The 25,247-nt window shown below is 43.7% G+C and carries 21 protein-coding genes; 11 read left to right on the top strand and 10 right to left on the bottom strand.

The features are described from left to right. Window positions 1-11: 11 nt before the first annotated feature. Entirely contained in the window at window positions 12-1,145 is a 1,134-nt protein-coding gene (locus Q7S57_02805) for a glycosyltransferase family 1 protein (protein MDO8512178.1), read from the bottom strand. A 213-nt stretch (window positions 1,146-1,358) separates the two neighbouring features. Here Q7S57_02805 and Q7S57_02800 point away from each other — a divergent pair, with 213 nt between their 5' ends. Then, window positions 1,359-1,835, top strand: a complete 477-nt coding sequence (locus tag Q7S57_02800; GenBank protein ID MDO8512177.1) for a hypothetical protein — start codon at window positions 1,359-1,361, stop codon at window positions 1,833-1,835. A 52-nt stretch (window positions 1,836-1,887) separates the two neighbouring features. On the opposite strand, the gene Q7S57_02795 is transcribed toward Q7S57_02800, so the two are convergent. The 4 genes from Q7S57_02795 to Q7S57_02780 form a co-directional block, all read right to left on the bottom strand. Continuing rightward, window positions 1,888-3,057, bottom strand: a complete 1,170-nt coding sequence (locus Q7S57_02795; GenBank protein ID MDO8512176.1) for a glycosyltransferase — start codon at window positions 3,055-3,057, stop codon at window positions 1,888-1,890. Beyond that, window positions 3,047-4,486, bottom strand: coding sequence for an oligosaccharide flippase family protein (locus Q7S57_02790; protein MDO8512175.1), 1,440 nt, complete (start codon window positions 4,484-4,486; stop codon window positions 3,047-3,049). The genes Q7S57_02795 and Q7S57_02790 overlap by 11 nt, the downstream gene beginning before the upstream one ends. Further along, window positions 4,483-5,634: a glycosyltransferase family 4 protein gene (locus Q7S57_02785; GenBank protein ID MDO8512174.1), complete on the bottom strand. Its 1,152-nt coding sequence runs from the start codon at window positions 5,632-5,634 to the stop codon at window positions 4,483-4,485. The genes Q7S57_02790 and Q7S57_02785 overlap by 4 nt, the downstream gene beginning before the upstream one ends. A gap of 165 nt (window positions 5,635-5,799) precedes the next feature. Further along, window positions 5,800-7,185, bottom strand: coding sequence for a SpoIID/LytB domain-containing protein (locus Q7S57_02780; GenBank protein ID MDO8512173.1), 1,386 nt, complete (start codon window positions 7,183-7,185; stop codon window positions 5,800-5,802). Window positions 7,186-7,264: 79 nt separating this feature from the next. On the opposite strand from Q7S57_02780, the gene Q7S57_02775 reads away from it, so the two are divergent. Genes Q7S57_02775 through Q7S57_02760 form a run of 4 tightly spaced genes read left to right on the top strand, consistent with a single transcriptional unit; the run spans window position 7,265 to window position 10,403 of the window. Further along, on the top strand, window positions 7,265-8,029 hold the full coding sequence (locus Q7S57_02775; GenBank protein MDO8512172.1) for a PrsW family glutamic-type intramembrane protease: 765 nt from the start codon (window positions 7,265-7,267) through the stop codon (window positions 8,027-8,029). Between the two features lie 59 nt (window positions 8,030-8,088). Further along, window positions 8,089-9,072, top strand: a complete 984-nt coding sequence (locus Q7S57_02770) for a glycosyltransferase family 2 protein (GenBank protein MDO8512171.1) — start codon at window positions 8,089-8,091, stop codon at window positions 9,070-9,072. 7 nt (window positions 9,073-9,079) lie between these two features. Then, window positions 9,080-10,174 carry a glycosyltransferase family 4 protein gene (locus Q7S57_02765; GenBank protein MDO8512170.1) on the top strand — a complete coding sequence of 365 codons (1,095 nt, stop codon included), beginning with the start codon at window positions 9,080-9,082 and terminating at the stop codon, window positions 10,172-10,174. Between the two features lie 40 nt (window positions 10,175-10,214). Continuing rightward, window positions 10,215-10,403: a hypothetical protein gene (locus Q7S57_02760; protein ID MDO8512169.1), complete on the top strand. Its 189-nt coding sequence runs from the start codon at window positions 10,215-10,217 to the stop codon at window positions 10,401-10,403. A gap of 168 nt (window positions 10,404-10,571) precedes the next feature. Here Q7S57_02760 and Q7S57_02755 read toward each other — a convergent pair whose 3' ends face one another. From Q7S57_02755 to Q7S57_02740, 4 genes are all read right to left on the bottom strand, one after another. Next, complete coding sequence (locus Q7S57_02755) at window positions 10,572-10,820, bottom strand: hypothetical protein (protein MDO8512168.1); 249 nt, start codon at window positions 10,818-10,820, stop codon at window positions 10,572-10,574. A 351-nt stretch (window positions 10,821-11,171) separates the two neighbouring features. Then, window positions 11,172-11,516 (bottom strand): hypothetical protein, encoded by a 345-nt coding sequence (locus Q7S57_02750; protein ID MDO8512167.1) that lies wholly within the window; start codon window positions 11,514-11,516, stop codon window positions 11,172-11,174. Between the two features lie 2,715 nt (window positions 11,517-14,231). Then, entirely contained in the window at window positions 14,232-15,005 is a 774-nt protein-coding gene (locus Q7S57_02745; protein MDO8512166.1) for a helix-turn-helix domain-containing protein, read from the bottom strand. A 179-nt stretch (window positions 15,006-15,184) separates the two neighbouring features. After that, a complete protein-coding gene (locus tag Q7S57_02740; protein ID MDO8512165.1) occupies window positions 15,185-16,924 on the bottom strand; it encodes an FAD-dependent thymidylate synthase in 1,740 nt (579 codons plus the stop codon). A 75-nt stretch (window positions 16,925-16,999) separates the two neighbouring features. On the opposite strand from Q7S57_02740, the gene Q7S57_02735 reads away from it, so the two are divergent. The 6 genes from Q7S57_02735 to Q7S57_02710 all read left to right on the top strand — a co-directional run bounded on the left by Q7S57_02735 (window position 17,000) and on the right by Q7S57_02710 (window position 24,584). Beyond that, complete coding sequence (locus Q7S57_02735; protein MDO8512164.1) at window positions 17,000-17,740, top strand: SIMPL domain-containing protein; 741 nt, start codon at window positions 17,000-17,002, stop codon at window positions 17,738-17,740. Window positions 17,741-18,341: 601 nt separating this feature from the next. Beyond that, on the top strand, window positions 18,342-19,511 hold the full coding sequence (locus Q7S57_02730; protein MDO8512163.1) for a glycosyltransferase: 1,170 nt from the start codon (window positions 18,342-18,344) through the stop codon (window positions 19,509-19,511). Continuing rightward, window positions 19,508-21,871: a hypothetical protein gene (locus Q7S57_02725; GenBank protein ID MDO8512162.1), complete on the top strand. Its 2,364-nt coding sequence runs from the start codon at window positions 19,508-19,510 to the stop codon at window positions 21,869-21,871. The genes Q7S57_02730 and Q7S57_02725 overlap by 4 nt, the downstream gene beginning before the upstream one ends. Window positions 21,872-21,883: 12 nt before the next feature. After that, entirely contained in the window at window positions 21,884-23,386 is a 1,503-nt protein-coding gene (locus Q7S57_02720) for a flippase (GenBank protein MDO8512161.1), read from the top strand. Beyond that, the gene (locus tag Q7S57_02715) at window positions 23,383-24,240 is read left to right on the top strand and encodes a hypothetical protein (GenBank protein MDO8512160.1); all 858 of its coding nucleotides are present in this window, start codon (window positions 23,383-23,385) and stop codon (window positions 24,238-24,240) included. The genes Q7S57_02720 and Q7S57_02715 overlap by 4 nt, the downstream gene beginning before the upstream one ends. After that, on the top strand, window positions 24,237-24,584 hold the full coding sequence (locus Q7S57_02710) for a hypothetical protein (GenBank protein ID MDO8512159.1): 348 nt from the start codon (window positions 24,237-24,239) through the stop codon (window positions 24,582-24,584). Before Q7S57_02715 ends, Q7S57_02710 begins: the two co-directional genes overlap by 4 nt. Window positions 24,585-24,698: 114 nt before the next feature. On the opposite strand, the gene Q7S57_02705 is transcribed toward Q7S57_02710, so the two are convergent. Continuing rightward, entirely contained in the window at window positions 24,699-25,163 is a 465-nt protein-coding gene (locus Q7S57_02705) for an isoprenylcysteine carboxylmethyltransferase family protein (GenBank protein MDO8512158.1), read from the bottom strand. Between the last annotated feature and the right edge of the window lie 84 nt (window positions 25,164-25,247).

The following is a 25,247-nucleotide window of genomic DNA, read 5'->3' as shown; positions in this document are numbered from 1 at the left end:
GGTTAATCACACTATACCATTTCGAGCGCTTTTTCAATAACAACCGCTGTTTCTTGAGCACACTTGTCCCAAGAAAAACTAATCACCCTATCAAAACCAGCCTCAATAAGACGCTTCTTTGTTTGTGAATCGGTAAGGATTTTTTCCAAACCCTTCGCGGTTGCGTTACCATCTTTCGGTTCAACCAACAGCGCGGCACCATGCGCAATTTCAGCCAAAGCTGTCGTGTTTGACGTAAGCACGGGCGCACCGCACGCCATTGCTTCCAGCACCGGCAAACCAAAACCTTCGGCAATACTCACCAGCACCGAAACCGAGGCATTCCAATACAACGCCGTTAAGTCGCGATATGGCACCTTTCTTAACACGTGAATATCTTTTAACATCGATGAATTTTGAATCCGTTTCATAATTTCTTTTTCACGCCAACCATTGCCACTAACCAGAACCAGATTTACTTTGTCACCGCTCGCCTTATACAGCTCGAAGGCGTCTATTAAGCGGTTAATATTTTTCCGTGGTTGCATCGCACCCACAAATAAAACAGTGTTGCCGGGGATGGCATATTTTCTTTGAATATTATTTAGCGCCATCGCTTTTTCTTCCATTGAAACCGGTGGCCGAAAATTCTTTCGATCGAATCCGTGGTAAACAACAGAAATATCGTTCTGACTGCGTCCATAAAATTTCATAATTTCCTTTCGCGAATATTCCGAAACAGCAATAAGCTTCGTGGCATTTCTGACAACAACACGCGAAAACCAGCGCAATAAAAGACGATTTTTCCATTCGTACATTTTTGGATATGCCAAGAAATCCAGGTCATGAATTGTCGCAACTACTTTCAGGTTTGACGGTCGGTACAATGGGACTGTTTGGATCGGCAAAAAAAGTAAATCCGGTTTTACACGAAAAAGCGCGCGCGAAAGCACTGTCTGCGTCCAAAAACGCCGCCCGCGCGTGACATTAATTTCCGCTGTATCACCAAAAACTTCGGGTGCGATTGGCGAATGCGAAAAAACTGTCACCTTGTGACCAGCCGTATGCAACAAACGCGCCAACCGCGGCAAAAGCTCTCGCACATAAACAGTAGTGCCGTCGAATTTGGTACTTGAAAGGTCTGAACCGTCTAGAGCGATATGCACGTTTTCAATATAATCCGAAACTCGGTTTATTTAAAGGCCGGGTCGGACTGCTTAGCGGTCCGACCCGCATTGGACGTTTAATTACCACCAATCAAGGTCGGACCGCTCGGCAGTCCGACCTTGTAACCAAAAAAATATTGACTTTTTCTATTATTAAATTATAATGCCGTGGCGTTTGATCGTTTCCAAAACATCCAACATGGGAGATAAAACATGGACATACGCAACCCTTTGTTTCGACGGCAACAGGTTCCAGTGGCAATTGAAAATACCATTCATGCGTTACTTAGGGTAAGTATCTGTCTTGTAACTGATGAGGAAGCGGTGTCCGTCACCGCTAAACAGAATTTTGAGGAACTGACTGGCAATGAGGGCGTAACACGACTCAACTCGTACCAGGCGTGGGATGAGATCCTCGCTGGAAAAATTTCATTTGGAGCGTATATCATTGACGCCCAACTGAAAAATATCGGAATGCAACTGGCAATGATTCTGCATTGCATTGCAAACCATGTTCCTTTTGCCGTTGTTATCAACGTGTCTGCCATCAATCCTCAAGAAGAAAAGTTGTATCGCGACTTGAAGACCAGCGGTGTCACCATCGTCCAAACGGATGACCTGCTTCTCCCTGTTGTCTGGAGCAACTCTTTTCTTTCGCTGGCCGAATCCTTAACCCAAAAACCCGCATAAGCGCTTGCTCCACAGTCACCAGACTCCCACCCGTCCCTCGCTGGACGGTTTTTTATTGCAATAATTTTTCTATCGCGTCGACGCGTTTACTCCAATCATGCAGTTCAGCTTCGGCAATGCGAGGAACATTATTTTTTTCATTTTCTTGAAGAGCCACAACGATTCCCTTTTCAAATTCTTCTTCATTGCGTGTCAGCGAAAAGAGGTATTGGTATTTCGACAATGTGGGCAAATTCGTCGCCACCACCGGCTTTCCGCTCACCATGAATTCCCAAAATTTCAAGGGAAATGAGGCATCATTATAATCACTTTTCACGTACGGAATAATTGCTACATCGAAATTATGGACGTAAGCCGGAACATCATCTTTCTTTTTTTCACCCAAAAAATGCACATTCGCAAGTTCTTTCAATTTTGTAATCCCCAAACCTTCGTTCCTAACGCCAATGTGTTCCACTGGCCCCACCAAAACAAAATGCCATTCGGGATGTTTGGAGGCAACATTAAATAACATCGAAAAATCCACCTTATAAACGTCCAACGCGCCCACCGTTCCGATTCTTGGGTGCGGAATATTTTTAAGATCCTCCGGTTCGCTTCCCGAAAAGTTTTTAAACAGATTAATATCGGCGGCATTGGGAATAAGAACTACATTCTTATTCAGTTTCGAAAAACGCTCATATAATATTTCCGTCGTAACACTAATCGCATCCGCGGCCTTGGCAATCAAAACTTCTTCCGCTTCAACTCTTTCCGAATTACGATTGACCCCCGCTTGCACACGATGGTCATCAACACAATCATAAACAATTCTGGATTTGGGAAAACGACCCAAATATTGCGCCGCTTCTGTGTCATAAATGAGAATTGCCGGATCTTTAAAACCTCTAAGAAATGCGTGTAGATGAACCGTTGGCGCGTTTAGCCAGTGGTTAAGTAAAGAAATCCAATTTACTTCCCGCGACCAAGGCATCACATTGAATTGCGAAATAACCCAAAGATTGTTTCTAACCTCGTGGGGCCAGTGACTACGGAACAGCCAATGTAAGTGACTGCCACTGCCCGGAAATTGGCCCAACAACATTGTTAACCAAAAATGTCTCGGCTCTACGTAAAAAACCTTGTGACCACGTTCGGCCAGACGCGTCGCGATCTGTTGGCGATTCGTCCAAAGCTTGCTGTCATAAAGCGCCCCGGCAAAAATAATTACATCACGCTTCATTCTTTATCCTTTCTTTCCTGTATCTTCCTATAATCAAGTGTCCTAGAGTAACCCAAACAATAATCGCTCCCACAACAATCAACATTATCACCCGAAGAAGCAAGGACGGATAAACAAGCGATCCCACAAAAAGAATAATTGAAAACATAAACGCAAATATCAATTTACTTGGCACAATCGAAACTTCACAATACTTTCGTGAAAGAATTGTGGCAAGAATTACCGCAGAAGTACTGCCGACAAACACACCCCACCCGGCGGCTATAAGCGGATTTTGACGCAAAGCAAACATCGTCAACAAAGTTACAACGATTAACACACCAAATGAAAGTGTGCGTAATTGGGAACGACGCGATGGCACAAAAACCGTGTTGGTTGAAATATCCAAGAAAGCAAAAAAAGCGTAGGCCCAACTAACCAAGACAGTAACAGATAAGGCAGGTGCGTAAGCCGACCCGGCAAAAATTTTTAACAACAAATCAGAGAGCAACGCCATCGCGCCAGCACTTAATAATAAAACCACACCTACCTCGTCCAAGGTTTTTTCAGCCAATGCTTTGAAATTTTCTTTTCCTTTAGCAAAAGCATTACTCAAGAATGCCAAATTCACTTCACCAATGGCGGCCGCCAAAACAGTCAGCTTCGAACCAAAACTCAACGCCACATTATATAAGCCAACAACTTCGGGTGTTGTCCATTTTCCCAATAAGAGCATTGGCGCTTGTTGCCATGCCACGGAAAAAATCCGCGCCAAGTAAGTCCAAAATCCTGTATGAAAAATATCTTTCCAAACAATAATAAAATCGTTTTTACCCGGGTGTTCGAGCCGTCCGCCAATCGCCTTCGGAAGATAAAAAGCCAACATTAATATAAAGATGATTGTCGATAGCACCATCGCCATAAAAAATCCAGTCACGCCATACAAATAAGTCAGCGTGGCAAAAATAATAATGTTAAGAACAGCGGTAATCATTTGAAACACATAAAGCAAACCAAAAACGCGCAATCCGGAGAAAACACCACCGAGCACGCCTTGAATCCCCTGCAAAACCAAAACCACGCTCATTATATAGATGAGTGTTTGCATATCAGGCAATTTATAGACATACGTACTTATCAAGCCTGCAAACAATGCCAACACAAATGAAATTGGCAAAGTGAACAACATTCTAAACCAAAGTGAAACCCAAAAAATGTGCGCACGGTGTTTCACATCATCTGTCATGGCAATTTCCCGAATTGTCGCGTCGGTTACACCAACATTTTGGCTGACACCAACAAGACTCGCTAAGGCAGTAACAATTCCGATAATTCCATACTGCGCCGGCGATAAAATATGCAAAATAATTACAGTCTGCAAAACACCCAGTGTTAAAGTCACAACCTTGGTCAAGCTGCCCCAGATTTGCGTCGTGCGGAGTTCACTCATTGCCTTAACCTATTAGATGTTACCACTGATTCCACCACACCACGAAAAAGCACTGCGCGTTTTTCCCATGTGAAATCGTCCACGACTCTTTTGTGGGCATTCTCATTAAGCTTTTCTCGCAATTCGTCATTTTTTAATAGTTTAATTATTTTGTCTGCTGTGTCTTTTGGATTATCAGGTTCACAAAGCAAACCTGTGACACCATCTAAAACAGCCTCCGGCACACCACCAGAGCGACTTGCAACAGCGCACGTCCCCGCCGCTGCGGCTTCAAGGTATACGATACCAAAACCTTCAAAATTGCCGGCCTCGTCACGCGGTGTAAGCACAAAAAGATCAGCATCATTTAATGATTTCCACAATTCACTATCAGTAACTTTTCCCAAAAAATTTACTTGTTTTTTTAATCCGAGCTTACCTACAAGATCTTCGAGTTTTGACCTTTCTGGACCATCGCCAATTATCTGATAAGTTGTTTGTGGAAAAATTTTCAGCACTTCCGGCAATGCCCGAATCACAACATCTACGCCTTTTCTTGATACCAAGCGACAGACGGTAATAATTATTTTTGCATCGGAATGATTAATTTTCTTCAGTTCTTCAATAAACATCGCGCCCACACCGGGATAAATTTTTACAATTTTATTTTCCTTTTCCGACCCCAAAAATTTTATCAGCGTCTTTTTGATCAGATCATTAATAACTATAATACGCGTGGCATTTGTTAAAACATTTTTTAAATCACGACGTGTCTTCCCACCCTCCAACCATGTATTCACTTCCATTCCATATGTCATAACAACATAAGGAATCTGATATTTTTTCCAAATTTTTAACGCCGCTCGTCCTTCAAATAGCGCTTTCCCGCAAACAATTATTTCCGGTTGAAATTCCTTCACTGCCTTCTCTAAAGCTTTGTATGCCGGTTGCCAACGAGGCCAGAAAAATCCGTGCATATTAACCCGCACTATCTTATATTTTTGCTCCCGATCCCAAACATCTGAATCAGCCCGTTTTTGGGTAATTACAAAAGTATGCGCAGGCGAAAGCTGCGCCATCAATTGCGAGAGATAATTTTGTATTCCACCGGTAGCCGGAGGATATTCTTCTGTAAGCAGAAGCACGCGTCGATTTTGTAACACCTGCATTTTAGTATGGTATAGGATATTGACATATTTCTCAAATTTACAAACACCCATATCCCCCGTCGCAACCGCGCCGGGTTTTTTTTATTTATATTCGCCTTTACCCTGTCCCCCGCCCATCGGGGCGAGGCTCGCCCAAATGGGCGGCCTGATAGCCTGTTCCCATTCTTAATATCCTCTTTCGAGTTTTACGTCGGTGTAATAATAATGCAGGATTTTTCTGTAGTCCCAGTTTTCTTTGCGGGCATAATTAACCGCGCCGTCCCCGCTCATCCCCACTCCATGCCCGCGCAAGGTTTTACCGCCATACGGATCCGGTTTGCTTTGCAAATAGGGAAACTTTGAAGAATGCCAGACTTCTTGCGCACTACGAGTGCGTCCATCACTTCCGGAAAAATATAATGCGGGAATTAATTTTCCGTTATAACTAAGAACTTGCCCGGCCGTTGCCACTACCGAACTGGAAAATTCCGGTGTATTTTTTTCATTGTTATACCCGCGATACCACTGATCATTTGGCGTATTAGTTATATCAAAACCATTATGTGGTTGCCGACCACCCAACGTTGTGTGATTCAAAACATAGGTGCGCGCTGCAACCGCCAGGGCTTTTTGAAAAGCAATTGGCGCATTGTCCGATGTTTCCGCCAAGCCTTTGACATAATCCTCTGTTCTTAATTCATTGATCGCCCAAAGACCTTTCCCCGCACTATCGCGTTGCACAATAATATTTCCGCGGAATTTATTGTAGTTAGTACCCGAAGCACCCTTATCAATATAATTAACCACTTCCATTATTGTTCCGCTACTCGGAGCAAATTTTGGGGAATTATCCAAAGCCTTCTTGAACCCCTTCGGACCAGTAACGATATAATCACCACCGCTTAGCACAACCTTCACGGTTTCTCCGGACGCAAAAACTTTCTTTCCACCACTATATTGAAAAGTAAACTTATTTGATGAGCCGATAGTGACATATTTTGGCGCCAAATAAACGCCAATTCGCACGAACGGCCCGGACTTATTACCACTTATTCCCAAATTACTATTCAAACCAACGGTTTCGGAGGTAGACTTTGGTGCACAAAACTGTTCCTTACCACCGGCTCCCATCGTCACTTTACTTGCTTTATGAAACTTCATTGAACCAATCATGTCCGAATATTTTTTGAAACCGCCACAAACCGCGCGCGTTGCCCACCACGCTTTTTCCGCTGGTTTTGGCAGGCGCCCGTAAACCTCTTGAAAGGCCCGAGAAACATACTTCGCCAAATCTTTTCCTGTTGCCGTTACGGTACCAGTACCAATATTGGCTACTTCCGCTTTGGCCGAATACATTGCGCCCAACATCGCCACCGCTGTTTTCTTATCCGCGCGCCGTGATTTCCAATAATCCAACTCAGCATTAGTTGGATTGCGACCATAAACAGTATGAAATTCAGACGATATTTCTGCTAATGAAAGCACCGTCGCCGCATCTGCCGAACGAATTATCGCCACAAAAAAACTTGCGACAACCACTGCCGTTAACAGAACACATTTTTTCCCCACCATTGTTTTCACGTGTTGAAATTATAGCAATTAAAAACCTCAACAACAAGCCAAGACCCGAATTTCGTCCTATAATATCACTATGGAGGTCATACTAGTACTTCTGGCAACTATTTTGCCACCAATCTGCTGGATCGCTGTTTGTTATTGGTGGGATCGCGGAGAACCGGAACCAAAATTATTAACCGCAAAACTGTTTCTATCCGGTATGCTGATGGGGTTTTTTATCGCCGGAGCACTCATGTTATTCCAGGTTATTTTTGTGACGTCCGGCACATTTCTGCCATTCAACGCCCTTTCTGAAAAAGATAGCTTAGCCTCATTTTTTATCGCCAGTGCATTCGTGGCGGTAACGCACACCTATATCACACTTGTATTGGCCAGAAAACTGGTTGCCAAAGAACGCTCGTTTTCACAGGTTGTAGATGGAATCGTTTATTTTTCAATTATCGCACTTGGTGCCGGATTAACAGAAAACATACTTTTTTGCATCAATTATTTTTCTACAACCAATGAACCCAAAGAAAGCATCCCCTTTCTGATTTTCAGTCTTATCTTTAAATCGGTATTGCTTGGTGTTAGCGCCGGAATTGTCGGCTTCGCTTTTGGCAACATTTACAAACGCGCGCTGGAAGACGGAAGAATTGAAAAATGGGAACTTAAAACTTCATGGAAAAATCCGGAAATCATGGAGGGCCTTGCCGTTGCCATTCTTCTCCACACCGCTTATCAGGTATTTATTTATTTAAAAGAACCGCGAATCGCCGGCATAATTGTCATCGTTGGTTTCTTTTATATTTTTTCCCGTTTTTCTATTCGCGCACTGACAACGAATATCCAAGAATAACCAGCTACGCTACTATTGACATTAATCCATTTTAATAATATAATTTTCAGTTAATACACATGCTATCCACCCAACAAAAAAAGCTCTGCGTCATTATTCCCGCCCTGAACGAGACGGCAACGATTTCCCAAGTCATCAACGGAATTCCCAAAGCAATCGCCGGCTTTAACGAACAAGAAATTATCGTGATTGATGACGGATCAACCGATGACACTGCTTCAAAATCACGCTCACTCGGTGCGACAGTTGTTTCTCACGGCCAAAACCGCGGTGTGGGCGCCGCTTTCCGTACCGGCATTCAAGAAGCGCTTCGTAGGCAAGCCGACATTATTGTCCACATCGATAGCGACGGCCAATTCAATCCCGGCGACATTCCGCAACTAATCGCGCCAATCTTGAGCGGCGCATCCGACATTGTCACCTGCACCCGTTTTTCCGATCCAAAAAGATATCCAAAAATGCCAATGCTAAAAAAAATCGGTAACCGAATTGTGCGATACATCGTTAACCGCGCCGTCGATCGAAATTTCACCGACGTCTCCTGCGGTTATCGTTCATACAGTCGTGAAGCGGCTTTACGCCTTACGCTTTTCAGCAGTTTTACATACACCCACGAAGTAATTCTGGACGCGGTTCTAAAGGGACTACGCATTCAAGAAATTCGTTTGGAAGTGCGCGGCGAACGCGCCGTCGGCAAATCGCGGGTTGCTAAAAACATTTTCATTTATGGTGTTCGCTGGCTCGCCATTTTTTTTCGCACACTGCGCGACTCCAGCCCGTTTCAGGTTTTTGGTGTATTGGCTACACTAACCGGTGGTACGGGTTTTCTTATCGGACTTTTTCTTTTGATTCATTGGCTTCAAACAGGCCAAACTTTTCCCTACCGTTCATTGGTAACTGTTTCCGCCGTCTTTATTTTGTTGGGAACTTTTTTGATGACTATCGCGCTCTTGGCTGATATGCTACGCCGTCAACGCATTCTAATTGAAGAACTGCTTTACCACGCTCGCAAAGAAACATATAAAAAGAATAATGAAGAATGATTGACGAATGATGAATAACGCGCCGTCTATTCTATTTATCACGCGCACCTATCCGCCCATCCGTGGCGGAATGGAACAATTAAGTTACGACATCACAACGGAAGTTGGAAAACTAACAAGAACAAAGGTTATCACTAATCGATACGGAAAAAAGTTTCTTCCTATTTTTTTCGTGACCGCGACTATTCAGGGACTTTTCACTGCAAAAAATTATGACGTAGTCCACATTGGCGACCCAGTGCTTTGTTTAATTGGTTGGATGATAAAAAAAGTAACAAGAAAACCTGTTGCGGTAGAAGTACACGGTTTAGATATTTTATATCCATCGAAAATTTACCAATGGTATTTAAAAAAGTTTTTTTCGGGTACCGATCTCTATATTTGTATCAGTAATTACGTAGCCAGTTTGGTCAATGAAAAATTTCCCGGAAACAACACCGTTGTAATAACCCCGGGAATTAAGGATGTTTTTTATGAACCAAGCATCAAACACGATGATCTGGAAAAATATTTGGGTTCCAAAATTACCAATAAAAGAATACTATTGACAGTTGGTCGCTTGATAAAAAGAAAAGGTGTTGAATGGTTCATCACAAATGTTTTACCCAAACTACCCGAAAATATTATTTATGTTGTCATTGGCAATGGTCCAGAAAAAGAAAAAATTGATCAGGCAATTAAAAAAACAAACCAGCAGAACAAGGTAATTTTTCTCCACGATGTACCAAGAGAAAAAGTTAAATTGCTCTACAACACTGCTGATCTTTTCATTATGCCCAACATTGAAGTGAAAAATGACGCCGAGGGTTTTGGGTTGGTCGCAGTGGAAGCGGCGAGCTGTAAGTTACCAATAATCGCCGCAAAACTCGAAGGAATCACCGATGCGGTTATTGACGACCAAAACGGCATTCTTGTCGAATCGGAAAACGCAGATGCCTTTGCCGATAAAATCAATTCGCTTCTGCAAAACGAAAACGTAAGAAAAGAATTTGGCAAAAAAGCCAGAGAGTTCACGATGCAAAACTTCGCATGGCCCAAAATCGCACAACAGTACATGGACAAATTTTCCGAAATTTGCGAGTTGCGTAGGGGCAATTCATGAATTGCCCCAAATAATTACGACTTGGACTATCAAGCGTATAATGATTGATATGGATGCGAAACTCATTTATTTTCTCAATAAAAAATTCCAGAAACTATCTGACGAAATTCAGGAAGTAAAATATGATTTATCGGCCGGAATAGATAATATTGAAAAGCAGTTATCGAACATAGACAACATTCTCGGAAATTTAACGAACACAATCGATGGTTTTATAAAATTTTGGTGATGTAAAGAACAGAACAAAAAATGATCATAGCCGATATTTATCGCATCAAAGAAGTAATAAAAGAAAAATTGGGCGTAGAGATATAAAAATAGTTATGCAAAATTAAAAGGACGGACAACTATGGTTGTCCGTCGCAATAGGTTTGAACTGGCCCCGCCGGCCCGGTGGTCAGTGCCGTCCGCCTCCGACGCGACCACGTCCGCCAGCGACAATCATCCGAAAGCCGGCTAAGACGATGACGCAGGTCAGGACGGCCTTGATCACCGGCATGCACTCGCACGCCAGTCGATCGGCGGACCGATACACCAACCCCGGTTGAAAGTGGACAATCACCATCCCAATGACGGCGAAAATCGCACTGGCCAGAAAACGCCGCGGGGTGCCCAGGAAAAACCGGGCGAAGCAATTCATATTCATGACAATCTCCCTTTGGTTTTCGAAACTGGTAAATTCACACCAATCTTTAATAGTATTTATCAGTGACCGTCCCAGTACGCCTGGGTCGGTCACTGATAAAAATATTCCCAAAGATTGAAATGAATTTGGGCCGAAACTTGTGAAACAAGACTCAGCCCGTTGTGTAACACTTTGCTCATTCCTTTTTATGCGCCTTCTTCTATTCGCGCATAAGCAGTTGAGCGACTGCTTAACTTCCCCTTGATTTTATTCGCGCTGTTACTCGGGGAATGCTTTGCCAAGATTTGCCTCTTCCGACAAAGCATAGTTTGCTTTTGTTCCGCAAACTCCAGCGCTATTATGATTGGCGAGCTACCACTTATCCGAATTGAGTGGTTGCATACCTGCACTTTCACGTCCAAATGCGTATATCCATTCGAATTCTCCAGCCAACATTTCATGCAAACTCTCGTCGTCCAAGAGTCTTGTTGGCGGATCCTTCAAAAACACTTGAACCTGAGAAAGCCAGTCATGACACCACTTTTTCGGATTCAGCTGGTATTTGTGTGCAAAGCAAAAATTGGAGTTGAAGAGACGCCCACCTGGCAGAACTCGGTCAAAACCGAGCTTTTTCGCGGCTTCTTCTTTGCTCTCTGCTTCGACTAAACCCAGCAGTCGCCAATCGTTAGCGTATATCCATACTTGCCAACTTCGCATATATAAATTTCCTCATTTATTCTCCGGCCTTAAGAGGTTTGAGCCAGATATTATAGAGGAGCTCCAAAAGAACAGTCCATTAACGCCGGACATAAAGCGAGAAGAAACAAATTCTTCTGTTTTCTAAAAATAAAACGGAATTGATGACCAACGGAAGAGAAAACTAATTTCTCTTCTCGTACGACACTTCCCTTCTTAAATTATATTATTTGTAGTTTCGTGTAGGGGCAATTCATGAATTGCCCTCTTATAAAACCATATAAATATAATTTAAGAAGGAAAGCGGTCGACAACAAGGACGTCCCTCGTTGCCGACCGCGGAATTGTGTGCATGTAATGACCTCTTACATCACTGCTTTCCGGACCCTAACTTCCGGATGTCGACTGGTTGAAATGGCGCGAGTTAGGGCTCGCCCATCCAAACAAACCAGCCAACTTTCTCCCCACTCGTCAGTGGAAATTTTCAGCGCTCACCCCACACACAGATCAAAGAGTTATGATCTGCTTTTCGGTCCACTCGGTAGTGGCCGGTGTGAAGCGATGGGCCATTTTCTGCCCCTAGCTGAATGACGCATGGGTTCGGTTTCTCTCACGGACACAGCCCGTCGGAAACCGGCACACACCCTTACGCCATAGGATTTCCCCTCAAATTTTCCAAGCTCGGGGACCGTCCCTGCACGCCCACACTTCGCTAAAGCTACGCGGGGCAGGCCAGGGTCGGTCACCGATTGGTTTGTTTCGAAAATTTGAGGGAAACCGTTGAAATAATCAACGGCGGGAACCTCAAGTGGTGATCGTCAAACAAGAAACTTGTTTGCTGATTTTGTTAGCAACGACCTTTCAGCGAACCCAACGATCTTGGGTTGCATTATCTGGTCTTCGGCACTGCCGATGTTGCTAATGTAATCAGTCCACTCTTATTCCCCTCTTTCGCTACATCACAAAGGATCTAACGAAGGAGGGGAACGGATATTCAAGCGCGAAATTTTTCACGCCTTCCCTTCAATATTCGACTTCATGAATCATAAATCATCATTCATTAATCATGTCGAACATTCAAGGGAAAATTGTCAAAAGGTCTGACGGAACGGAACCCGTCATCACTCAAAACCAATGATTACGTCGTTTGAAAGTGGCAATAACGGCAGGCGAACAAAAGAATAGTTCGCAAAAAGTGGCCGTGCCTTCTTCCTACTAAACGCAATTTTTTGGTTGTTCCTCGTGATTAAACCAACCGGCTTCGGTACGATTGATTTATTTGAGGTGAGTGAAGTGAGCAAACTAACTCTTGGCGGAGACGTCGATTCAGTAGGGTGTATTATAATCCCGCCTTTATTTTTTGTCAAGCATTGTGACAAACGCTTTTTCGATGTGTGCTTTTATGCTCTTTTACAAGCCATTTTTATAATCATAATTTTCGTTACGCTTTGTGTCGGAATACGCCGACCAGGGTTGAACCTTGGACAAACCTGTCCAAGGTTCAACCCTGGTCTAATAACTTCCGCAAATAAAAAAGGCCCGGGCCTGTCAATCTTGCGTGTCGACGCTTGATTGACAGGACACCGGGTTAAAGGTGAGAGGCGGTGCAAGTGCATTGCGCACCGGCTCTCGATGATCCCGCGAGTGGCGCCCTGGTACCGTGGGCAAGATCCACTTGATGCTGGGATTTGGGAGGTCTGCAACCTAGACACTCCCAACTTGGCGGAATCCGCTTCCGGAAAATGGGCCGTGGAAGAACGAGCCGGAGTGCGAGCCGTGGGGCTCGAGGGCACGTTTCTTCCAGCCCCCGCTGGAGCCAGACGATTTCCGAGCGCTCTCGGAAACCTGGACAGCGAAACGCCGAAAAAGCGGACTCCGCATTTCGGGAGTAGTCCAAACGTGGCGCGCGATTCAGAGTAGGCATATTCGCCTCCCCATGCACACGCCAGACTGGCCGAACTCCCCTCAACTATCCGGCCGTCGGCCGGACCGCGATCCCGCAATATGCCCTACACATGGAGCTATTTACGAAAATCGCGCTTTCTCTAAAAACCAATTTTTCAAAACAACAGTTCCGGATCCGCCGGCTCGGGGCTAATTTCAGGGAATCCTCTAACCCGAAATTCTCCATCGTATCTCCATTTGTGAATGAAACCCTTGAGGGTGATGGCCCCTAATAATTGGACCTTGTCACGTCAACCCGATGCACAGCATCGGCACTCAAGAAAAAGAGGCGACCTCACGACCCCCGAACTTCTTTGGGGTCACAAGTCGGCCGCGGCGCCGTCGAACATCACACAATATTTTTCTTCAAAACACGAACACAACAGCGGACATTCGGACATCGGAGCACCTCCTCTTCTTGCCCATACAATCACCCCACGGAGTCGTCCGTGAAGCTAGTGGCGCAAGAATAAAAATAGAGAAACAACACATCGCGCGAGTAACTGCTCCCTTGAGGATGGGTGAGGGGTTTCTACTCCCCCTCACCATGCGTGAAACGCACCGTGAAGGGTTATGAACCCATACACCACCTCCTTTCGGGACACGAAACAGCACTCGGGATGAACATAATTGTACTCTTTTTGTATATTTTGTCAATATCCGTGGCGGTTTGGAAACATAAAATATGGCACCCGAAAATGTGCTCGCACAATTATTGGCTATTGTTGGCCCTTTTATTAGGGATTATCCTTTAAAGGATAATCCCTAATAAACGTCAATAACAAATTTTTTCTACTTTCCTTTTTCCGCTTCTGCGCCTTTCCAGGCCAACTCAAAAATCGAAACCATTGCTTCCGAAATATCCTTATCTTCAATAATTACCGCCCGGAACGGCTCGCTGTATGACATCAAACCGACACAATTTCCAATGATACTGATGTCCGCCGGAACGGGGTATTTTTTGCCATCGATCTTGCGTGATTCTTTCTTTTTCTCCGGATCATTTTCAGGATAAGTTACTGTTTCTGACGCATATATACTGCGACTTGAAACACCCTCACTTGTCCTCTTCTTGATAAACTCACCCAAATTCCCCACAAACTTTTCAAATTTATCGTGTTCCACGATTCCTCTCACCAACTTCTGATCTTTCCGTTTACTTAACAAATCACGTCGAAAAGCCGGAAAGGATTCTTTTCCTTCGTAATACCTAACGCGTGGTCGTACTGATTCCGCGAACTGACCCCTTTGTTCTAATTCAGGAATAAGCGATTCAATCGTCTTCTTGCGAATTTCTAGCTCGTTTTCTTGCAATTTCATGAGACCTTCCAATTGCGATGGATGTTGCGCGGTAAAATACGTTTTCTTGCCGTGCTCGTGCGTGGCAACCAAACCCTTCTTTTTCAGTTCTTCCAAAATTAAATAGGTTGTCGCGCGCGGGACTTTTCCGCGTTGGGCGATTCTTTGTACTGGCGATGGCCCAAGTTCCAAAGAAGCCATGTAAATAACGGCCTCGTTTTTTTCCAATCCCATTTGCTGGAGCTCGTAGGTTAAATTCTTTTCCATAGTCATATTGTACTTGTGAAAATATATTAATTCAAATCAGTCAACCCCATTAATGACCAATACTCAATAACCAATGCCCACTGAATTCTCAATGACTTAATACCCAATTACATTACTGCGTTACGTCAGTGGTCATTGCAAAATTAGTCATTCAATGGTCATTGAGTATTGGTTATTGGTCATTTGTTTTCTAGAGCAATCGCCGTACTACCCCGTGCAAATATGTATGCAGGAGTAATGTCTGCCCTCGAAACATCTTTCCACCAAGGCAAAAGTTCACGCAAATAATTTTCCGCGGACAAAAATGCTTGGCGCACTTCATGATTAACACTGTATTTGGAACGCTGCCAGTCACAGAATTCCCATTGCCTTAAATTGGCAGCAACGGAAAAACCAATATTCCAACCCAAAGCTAAAGGATACTGTCGCAATATTGCCGGCACACCCTTGCGTTTCATTTCGTGTTCCAACCAAACACCATCTTTTGCCGAAGCCAAAAAGGCTTTCTTCAGTGGTGAGTAATCCACTTTGTCATATTTATAGTAGCCAAGATCGGTTGTCACATAGGTTCGCAAGTGAGTGCAAAAACCCATCCGCTGCAAGTCGCGCCAACCACGGTAGGTCATCATGCCACGCATCGCCATGGTAAATGATTCAAATTCCGCCGGTAATTTATCAAATGGCGAGCGTACTGTACCCATTCCGGCATTAGCAAAAACTGTTGCAAAATCACCACTCGCCTTCACGCCGTCACGCAATTGCAAAGCAGCCATTATTGATGTTTCGACAGCAAACCGATTGTATCCCACTAAGGGTTTTGCCTGGGTGTGTTCCTCCTGGGCTAAATCCAAAAACTTCTGCGTGTCCAAGTATTGCCAATGTGTTTTCTTCCAATCTGTTGGCACAAAATATTTGGCAAACTCGCGCACGCCAATTTGATCGGTTTCTTTAAGAATAGTTTCCACTAAAACAATGTTTTCCGGCGTGACGTCCAATAATAGGTGTGACAAAACTTCACCAAAGGCTTCCCCGCTCAAACACATACCAACAGAGCTCAACGAAGATGAAGGAAGCAAATTGCCCAATACGTCACATGTTTCACCGATCACACCCATTTCCAAATCTTTTGGAACAGCGGAAAATGCGGAACCAAATTTTTCCCGCAAAAAATTTGGGAACGGCCCGTCAAAGTTTGCACCGGCCAACGCATCATATGTTGCAAAAGCATCGTTGCGCGCCGAAATCACAATTTCAGGATCCACTTTCCAACCTTCTTTCAATTCATTCTCAATCGGATAACAACCGGCCGATGACATATCAACATAGCGCGTAGAAAGCTCAATATACCCTGCCCCGGGACGACTCCACTCCATTGTCTTGATCGCCAAGATAGAAATTTTTTCACAACATAGCCAGACCGAACCAACACGCGCAATGGAATTGTGACCATATTTTTCACTCAACCAAACACTTAAGAATTTTTGCGCCTTATTGGATTGCGCCAACACTTTCAGATATTCCGGGTCCAGTGCGCCACGTTTCAGAAAATCTTCGAACAAATTTCTCGCTTCTTCTGAGTAATTTACAAAGGAATCCAGTGTCCCAATTTTTCTGTCTCTAATAAATTTTGCTTCATCACCGCCGAAACTTTTCTCAACGTCCGTTAACTGCGTCGCCAAAAACTGCGGTAAAAACGCATCGACAAAAACACCACGCACACCGCGCGGGTTTTTGATGCGTGAAAACATAGCCAACAGGGTCGTGCCAACCGAAGCTGGAAGCGTGTGCATGAAAAACACCCGTCGATCACGGTTTGTGAAAAATGGATCAATCGCACGCGTTTCGTTAGACGTATAATTCCACCCCATCGGGGTGCTAATAAATTGGCGCGCTGAATTCAGGACTCCTTCAGTGAACATGAGTGTTTATATGAAAAGTAACGAGCCCTCCATAATCATGATATAATGGCAACAAATAATTAACAAACTAAACCAATGAATGAAAAACACATCATCACAGCCGTAGTAATTGGCGGTCTTTTATATGTCGGAGGACAATACGTTGCATCGCAACCACAGCGTATCCAGAAAGAAACCGAAGCAAATCGAGAAATATCCGTGCAGGGTACAGGAAAAGTTGAAGCTAAACCGGATATCGCGCAATTTTCGATTGGTGTAACCACGGGCACGCAAACATCCGCCGGCATCGCCACAAAGATACTAACCGATAAATTTAATGCTGTGCTGACGGCGGTTAAAAGCCAAGGCGTAAAAGCGGATGACATCAAAACAACAAACCTATCAATTAATCCCGTTTATGATTGGAATAATGGCAAGCAAACATTGAAAGGTTTTGAAGCATCCGAAAATATCGAAATCAAGATTCGCGACCTTAATAAGGTCGGCGATATTCTTGCACAAAGTGCCGTTCAAGGCGCTAATCAAGCCGGTAATTTGCAGTTCACTATTGATGATCCGGAAAAACTTCAAACAGAAGCGCAGAAAAATGCGATTACCGACGCGCAAGACAAAGCCAAAGAACTAACCAGGACACTGGGAGTTGGATTAGGCCGAGTAAAAACTTTTTCCTCGTCAGCATCTTCACCAGACGTTTATCGCACTTTCAGCAACGCCACACCCCTCGGCGCCGGCGCAATGGAAGCCAAAGCTCCAGAAGTCCCAACCGGTACCCAGGAAATAACGGCTAACGTAACAATTGTTTACGAACTAAAATAGCGAAGTCAAAAACAATACATCAGACGTGTCATTCCCGCGAAAGCGGGAATCCACGTTAAATATACCCCACCAACTTCTTGAAAATTATTTCCGTCTATACACAAATATAAAACGCAAGACAAATAAAGATTTTTTGTCATAATTTCTTTGAGAGCGATACGTGCTTGCTTACAATAATGAAATAGTAATAGTATTACAAAACACGTTGAACAAAACGTGCCTTCCCGTTCCTTCCTAGCAATCAACACTCGAGGTTTCACATGAAGATCTTTTGCCTGATTATCTCTTACGTCGGCATTATCACAATGTTCGCCAGTCTCCTGCTGGTAAAGTCCATCGGGTTTTACAGCCTCCTGGTCGGTTTGGCCGGATGGTTAATGTTGGTTGTATGCATCCTCTTTATGATTAAGGAGCATAACCGCTATTGCTCCGAAAACGGCACATACCGCAAGATCGCAAGAACCGCCGTTTTCCGTATCGAAGACTATCGCCACTGACAACCCGTCACAAAACACCACGATTCCCCGTTAGCTCGCACTGCCGACGGTTTTTTATTGCCTTACGTATTTGCCCAATAAAATGTATCCTTACTGTAATTGCTATGAGTTTAAAACCTTTGCGTGTTACTTTTCTCGCGACGCTGCCATTAAACAGCTCTACCATCGTCGGCCGCACAATCCCCCTCGCACTGGAACTTAAAAAAAGAGGACACGAAGTGAACCTCATCACACTCGGGAAAATAATGGATGCGCCGGAAAGCTCGCTTATCCCCACAACCATCGCCGGGCCGAGCTTTAGAGATGGAGCAAAAAAACCAAATATTTTTAAATTACTGTTGCGCTATTTAGCGGCAAAAAAAGGTTTGCGTGATGCTGTGCAAAAACAGAATCCGGATTTGATTGTTTTGGTAAAAGCGCATCCACAAAATTTTTCCGCCATTAAAAAAATCACCACGCCAATAATTCTTGACTCCGATGACGACGAAGGGCACTCATCGCGCAGTAATGCACTGGAACGAATGTGGCTCAACCACATCAACAAAAAAGCCGCCACAAAAAGTCAGTTAATAACCGCTTGCTCACCTTACCTGGTCGAACAATACAAAAAAATATCCCTCAACAAACCCATTGAATTAATTCCAACCGCTATTCCGGAATCCACACAGAATGAATCGATTAATTTGCGACGGTATTTTGACCTGGGCGCGGATTCGCAAATAATTTTATATTTAGGCAGCTTAGCAATTTCATCCGGTCATCGGGTTGATCAAATATTAAACGCCTGGAACGAACTATCGATCGGGAATCTAAAACTACATCTCATCTTGGCCGGTGACGGAATCGACGCCGATAAAATTCGTGCACAGGCAAAACTTCTAAGCAACAGCAATCGCATTCATTTTTTTGGTCGTTTCCAAAGCAACAACTCCGAAGATTTTGCGCGTCAGGCCAATCTACTGATTGATCCAATCGATAACTCCATTGCCAACCAGGCAAAATCATCGTCACGAACAATGTTGGCGCTAAAGTCCGGCACACCAATCATTACCGGCGACGTGGGCATCAGAAAACTTCTTTTGCCTGAATCCATTCACAGTTGGACACTTTATGACCCCAACCAACCGGAAACTCTGATAAAATGCATCAAATACGGTCTTACGGACGAAGCAAAGCGAAAATTCACCCAAGCCACCGATGGCCTCTGGAAACAGTGGACACGGGACACAATTGGCGCTAAGTTTAGCTCTCTTATAGAAGGACTCATCAAATGACCATCCTCTCACTTTTGTTAATCGCTTTTATCCCAGGCCTGCCATTGGCCACCGCTTTATCGCGAAAACAAACCCCGCTTGTCGGCTTGCTTGGTATCGCCGGAAGTTTGGGTATCGCTTGGACAATTTTTTATTCATTTGTTATCAGTTTTGTTCATATTGGACTTTCCGTGCCGGTCATCGGCATTTTTTCAGTACTGCCAATCATTATTTGTTTAGCTGTCCCCCCTTATCGCCGCCACGCCTTAGTCGTTATTAAAACAATCTCTTGGCCCCAAAAAAGATTCGCGTTTCTTTATGTTCTGATTATTTTATTCCTCACCCTGCCGATTTTCACTGTTCATCATCAACTTCCAACAGGCGATGTTCAAAAAGCAATCTATTGGGCAAACAATATTCTCCAAAACAATCGCCTCCCCAACTACCAAAGTTCTCTCAACCTCAATCGCGATCCTTCAGATTTTCTTACACCGGGATTACACTCATTAACGGCCGTGGTAATTAAAACGGGTGGCGACCAATTTGTTTCAACCGCCTGGTTTTCTTTTTGGGCCGGAATTATTCTCGCCGCACTGGGCGTCGCCATCACCGCACTCATCAGCACCGACGCCAAAACACAACTGCTGGTGTTCTTTTTTGCTTCCACCAATATCCGCTTTCTCCGTTATGTTTTTTACCCGGGCTATCATTACCAAAACTTAATTGGCGAAATCTTACTAGTAACAGGGTTATTTTTATTCTTATTCACCATAAGTAAATGGCAAATCACTCATAACTATAAAAAACTAATCACCCCGCTGGCAGTTTCACTTTTTTGCTTGCTTCTCCTCCCCATCGTCCACCAATTTACCGCGTTTCTCGCCACCTTTGTCGCCCTTGGATTAATAATCACACTCTTAATATTTTTCCGCACAAGTATTTTTGTCCTTATTAAGCACAATCCAAAAATTTCGGCCATTATTACTGTTTTATTTTTGGCAATGGCAATTATTGTTATTTTCTTTTCTCCACTCACCAAAAAATTATCGGCTCTCTTTAATCTGCATCCGCATCTAAAACCATTCACCATTTCACTGTTGGATTATCCTTCCACATTTGGTGTAACCGTTTTTCTGTTTGGTTTAGTCGGTTTATTGGTGACATATATTTTTGCAAAAGAAAGAAAAAATATCTTCCGAGTTTTGCTGGCAACTTTTTGTCTCGTTTTTCTGTTTCTTGGCCAGGGTTCAAAATTATTTATTGACATTCCTTCAGCGCGCACACTTTTTTACGCCTGCTTACCACTTTCGATTTTCGCCGGAATATTTTTATCGGAAATCATCGCAATCGGTAAAAACAAAATCGGCAGTTCCGTATTCATAAATCATCATTCATCATTCATCATTCTCGCAATAGCCATAGCTATTGCGACTCAAACCAACTCCGCATCCCAGCAACTGATAGCCACAAATCACTCCACGCGCGTAAATGCCAGTCTCACGCCAGAAACCCTCGACATGCTTTCTTTTCTTAAGCAAACAACCACTGATAAAAAAGAAAATTTTCTCATTGATGATTGGAATCGGCGCCGTCTAACCTGGGGCATTCTTTCACCGTTTAACATGATTACTCGCATTGGCGGAGATTTTGGTGTCATTGGAAAAGAATCCAAGCAATCGCCATTACGTAAAAAACTGTACGAAACAGGCCTTGATTACGAAAAAATATTTATGCTTGGCAATAACCCCATTATCGCAAACTTGCTAGTAAAACAAAACATTAAACTTATCGGCACAGCGGTGGGCGCGTCGACCGACACGTTCAAGTACAACCCATATTTAACATCCGCTTTTACCAACACCGAAACAACAATCTATTCATTCCAAGCCCCCGACGCAAACGAACCTAAAGACAACGAATCCGATTTTCTTCTTCAACCGGCAACGATCGCCAATGAACTGGGAGATTCCGAAGACACCCAAGCCTACTCCGCGATTTCCGTAACGGCCACGCGAATTTCCGACCCCCTGTTCCGTGACGACCGTTCACTGCGCGAAATTCAAAGTAACGATGGTTCCATTCACTTAAACGTGGGCACATACGTTAAACCACTTTGGGATCCATCGGATACGAAAAAAATCAACACACCGCTAAAACTGCTAATTCGTCTCCAAAATAACGGCGCAACTGCGATAATAAAATACAATGGCCAAGAAATAACCAACCTTGAAACCGAAAAGAATAATCAATACGCCGACAAATCTATTATTATTCCGGCCGACACATTAAGTTACAATAACAAGGGCTTTATAGATCTAAATCTAAACATCAAGCACGGCCCACTGGTTTTAGATCTTATCGCTTCCGGGCCCACCAACTAAATGCCGACACACATGAATCAGCGCCAAAACACCATAAAAATACACCGCACCTCTCGGTTATCCGGCGCACTCCTCCTTTCATCGGCACAAGCGGTGTTATTGGGCCTTGGCTACATCACCCACATCTTAGTCGGAAAACTTGGCGGACCTTCGCTTTACGGCGTTTATGGAATCGTCCTCTCTTTTATGACAATTCTAAATATGTTAATAACACTGGGTATTCCCATTGCCGTTTCCAAAGAAGTCGCCCAAGACGAAGCAAACAGTGGCGCCATTCTCAAATCGGCATTAATCGGCCAATTGTGTCTCGCAATTATTCTTTCCCTTGGAACGATCATTTTTTCCAAACCGATTGCCTCTATATTAGGCGATGCCTCCCTCGCGCCCATTATCGCCTTCACGGCCATCGTCTATCCGTTAACAGCTATTTATTCCGTCATCACAAATTATTTCAACGGTCTCCATGCTTTTGCTTTGCAAGCATCAATCGTTCTTCTATATTCTTTCGCGAAACTGGCGGGATCTGTCGGCCTACTCGTGCCGTTTCGCGTTTATGGCGCATTGAGCGGTTTTGCCGTCGGTGGCGCAATTGCTTCACTCATCGGTGCGCCGTTTGTTTACAGAGCAACCCGCAAACACTTCCAAAAACCGTTTCCGCTAAATAAATTATTAACATTCGCCGGCGCGGTTGTTGGCACCGCTATTGCTTTGCAAATTCTTATGAGCACCGATCTCTTCTTGGTAAAAAAGTTTTTACACGACGACACGCTGGCTGGCTACTATAATGCCGCCTCCACGCTTTCCCGTATTCCATATTTTATTTTACAAGCCCTCGGCTTTATTTTCTTGCCGAGCATCGCTCGCCTGATGAAAGAAAATGAAGACTTGGCGCGCGACTTTATTCGCGTAATATTCCGTTATCTATATCTATTACTGCTTCCCGTCACCGTCCTTGCCGCCGCAACCAGCAAAAGTTTGGTGCATCTTTTCTATTCAAAAGTTTACGAACCCGCCGCGCAACCCCTCACCTTACTAATGGTGGCGCTCGGCCTGCTATCCGCTTTTTATCTTCTTTCCACAATCGCCGCCGGGGCAAACAAAGCGCGCGTTCCGCTAATTATCGCTTGGTCAATGTTGCCATTCGACATAGTGCTTGGCTCATTTTTAATCCCTCGCTTTGGTCTTGAAGGAGCAGCGCTTTCAACGATTATTACCGCCGTTATCGGCACCACGATTATGGCCGGCTATATGATCAAACGTTTCCGCTTATCCTTCCCGCTCAATACGTTATTTAAAGGACTTACGGCGACAATTATAATGGTATTACCAACCTATTTTATTAATGTCCGACCGTTATTTATGCCACTCATTTATGTTGCTCTGGTTATTTTATACATTCTAGTCTTGGTTGCCCTCGGTGAACTAAGCAAAGACGATCTGAAACACGTAAAAACATTAATTCCAAAAAACAAAACTGCTAATTCCGAGAATGAGGGGACAATAATATCACCATGAAAAAAATAATTATTATCCTGCACGCGTCTTTTGTTGCATTGCTTGTGTGTGGTTTGATTTTCTTTTTCAATTTCGCCAAATTGCGTAAATATCAAACTGATTTTGCAAACAATAAATCCGATTTTGGAGCACTGGAAACAGTGAACGGTGTTCCATATGTTTACGGCAACAGCAGAATAACTGTTAATGACGGACTTGCTCACCTGCGCGTACCCTACAGTGCCTACAAAATTGGCAAAGAACTAACCTTAAGCACCAACTACCAACTGGACGGCGCGTCCGTTCTTGAGGCCGGTTTACGCAAAAGTTCTTTTTGGCTGGATTATGAACGCAAACCCATTCGTAATAAAATATTGGACGATCTGGTTTTCAATACAAAGAAAAAGTGGAAAACGTTAGAAAAAAACGGTCAAACAATTTTCCTTAGTCCGTTTTACGGAAACGACTACGCGACGTTTGACGATTTCATAAACAATCCGCCAAAAGAAGGCGCCATAGGGTTATACGGAACAACTAAGTTTGAATGCCCGGAAAACACTTGCCACACCATTCCTTTTCAATACTGGACAGATTTAAAAGCCTACCACGCCATTTACGCCGACTACATCCCCATTAAAGACACTACCTTTCAAACCAGTAAACTCAATTTTGCGCTAGATAACGCTTACCAAAATCCGGACGGCTCGTTCGACATAATGTATTTCAGTTTTTCACAGGGAGATATCACGCCGGTCGTAATGTACCGCGACATCAACGCCACAATTTCCCCACTACCGCCAAGTTTTTCGGAAATTTCCACATCCCTCAAAGAAACGCTTAAGCTGTTTATTTTTCGCCCATTTCCACAAATATGAAATTGATTAAATACAATCGAACAATGCTTTTAGGTATTTCAACCGGGCTTTTTATCAGTGCGATTTTTGTGTTCTTTTTCACCGCGCTTTTTTCTTACACCAGTGAAACAAATCAGTTTGCGGTAATTTTGTTCGCCATATCACTTCTTATTTTCTACATTACAGAAACTGTAAAACTAAACAACAAACCGGAACAAACAAAACCGACCGGAGGAAAAATCATACATACTATCTTGCTAATCGCAACCCCAATCTTCTGCTCCGTCGTTTTAATTCAAGGCGATATCCGCTCTTGGTTTCTGATACTAATTTCCGTATTACTCGCCTGGGTGATAATTAAATAATGAGCCTCGGGTCGGACTTTTATTCATAAAGGTCCGACCCGCATTGGTCGCCGGCGCCACCAGACAGGGTCGGACCTTTTCGCAAAGTCCGACCTTACACACTCGGTTCGCCTCCTACTTCCCCGCGCCAAACCAACGTCTAACTTTTTCTTTATATGTATTATATTCAACCCCAAATTCATTGAAAAGAATTTTTTCCTCCTCCGGAATAGTGTAAATATTCATCGCCAAGAACATCAAAATTGGCGCAATAAACGCCGCAAGACTTTGAATAATAATTGCAAGTCCAACAAGAATTAAAACATACCCAAGATAAATCGCGTTACGACTGAAAGCAAACGGCCCGCTCATAATTAAAAAAGTCGGCTTACCACTGGGGATAATAGTTGTTTTAGCTTTCCTAAATTCCGACAGAGACCAAAAATCCAGAATTAGTCCGAATAAAATAAAAACATAACCAAACCCTTGATAGACAGAATTATTAATACGATAAAGCGGTAAATAGAAAGAAAATATCAACGCAACAAGCAAAGACAACAGAAGAATTAGCGGTGGCACCATAAAAATACGTTTGAGCATAGTGGTAAATAATTATTAATAGTCTTAAGGAATTATACAACATTTTCGTTGTTTTTATCAGGGGTCGTCCCTTTTTTGAAAAAA

It is taken from the genome of bacterium, from assembly GCA_030647555.1.
Taxonomy (GTDB): domain Bacteria; phylum Patescibacteriota; class Andersenbacteria; order UBA10190; family CAIZMI01; genus CAIZMI01.
This window is presented reverse-complemented; position numbering and strand designations above follow the sequence as displayed.

Excerpts from the sequence above, each read along its gene's own strand:
- Q7S57_02800 (MDO8512177.1), top strand. The coding sequence starts at position 1,359 with ATGGACATACGCAACCCTTTGTTTCGACGGCAACAGGTTCCAGTGGCA.
- Q7S57_02795 (MDO8512176.1), bottom strand. The coding sequence starts at position 3,057 with ATGAAGCGTGATGTAATTATTTTTGCCGGGGCGCTTTATGACAGCAAG.
- Q7S57_02790 (MDO8512175.1), bottom strand. The coding sequence starts at position 4,486 with ATGAGTGAACTCCGCACGACGCAAATCTGGGGCAGCTTGACCAAGGTT.
- Q7S57_02785 (MDO8512174.1), bottom strand. The coding sequence starts at position 5,634 with ATGCAGGTGTTACAAAATCGACGCGTGCTTCTGCTTACAGAAGAATAT.
- Q7S57_02780 (MDO8512173.1), bottom strand. The coding sequence starts at position 7,185 with ATGGTGGGGAAAAAATGTGTTCTGTTAACGGCAGTGGTTGTCGCAAGT.
- Q7S57_02775 (MDO8512172.1), top strand. The coding sequence starts at position 7,265 with ATGGAGGTCATACTAGTACTTCTGGCAACTATTTTGCCACCAATCTGC.
- Q7S57_02770 (MDO8512171.1), top strand. The coding sequence starts at position 8,089 with ATGCTATCCACCCAACAAAAAAAGCTCTGCGTCATTATTCCCGCCCTG.
- Q7S57_02765 (MDO8512170.1), top strand. The coding sequence starts at position 9,080 with ATGATGAATAACGCGCCGTCTATTCTATTTATCACGCGCACCTATCCG.
- Q7S57_02760 (MDO8512169.1), top strand. The coding sequence starts at position 10,215 with ATGATTGATATGGATGCGAAACTCATTTATTTTCTCAATAAAAAATTC.
- Q7S57_02755 (MDO8512168.1), bottom strand. The coding sequence starts at position 10,820 with ATGAATATGAATTGCTTCGCCCGGTTTTTCCTGGGCACCCCGCGGCGT.
- Q7S57_02750 (MDO8512167.1), bottom strand. The coding sequence starts at position 11,516 with ATGCGAAGTTGGCAAGTATGGATATACGCTAACGATTGGCGACTGCTG.
- Q7S57_02745 (MDO8512166.1), bottom strand. The coding sequence starts at position 15,005 with ATGGAAAAGAATTTAACCTACGAGCTCCAGCAAATGGGATTGGAAAAA.
- Q7S57_02740 (MDO8512165.1), bottom strand. The coding sequence starts at position 16,924 with ATGTTCACTGAAGGAGTCCTGAATTCAGCGCGCCAATTTATTAGCACC.
- Q7S57_02735 (MDO8512164.1), top strand. The coding sequence starts at position 17,000 with ATGAATGAAAAACACATCATCACAGCCGTAGTAATTGGCGGTCTTTTA.
- Q7S57_02730 (MDO8512163.1), top strand. The coding sequence starts at position 18,342 with ATGAGTTTAAAACCTTTGCGTGTTACTTTTCTCGCGACGCTGCCATTA.
- Q7S57_02725 (MDO8512162.1), top strand. The coding sequence starts at position 19,508 with ATGACCATCCTCTCACTTTTGTTAATCGCTTTTATCCCAGGCCTGCCA.
- Q7S57_02720 (MDO8512161.1), top strand. The coding sequence starts at position 21,884 with ATGAATCAGCGCCAAAACACCATAAAAATACACCGCACCTCTCGGTTA.
- Q7S57_02715 (MDO8512160.1), top strand. The coding sequence starts at position 23,383 with ATGAAAAAAATAATTATTATCCTGCACGCGTCTTTTGTTGCATTGCTT.
- Q7S57_02710 (MDO8512159.1), top strand. The coding sequence starts at position 24,237 with ATGAAATTGATTAAATACAATCGAACAATGCTTTTAGGTATTTCAACC.
- Q7S57_02705 (MDO8512158.1), bottom strand. The coding sequence starts at position 25,163 with ATGCTCAAACGTATTTTTATGGTGCCACCGCTAATTCTTCTGTTGTCT.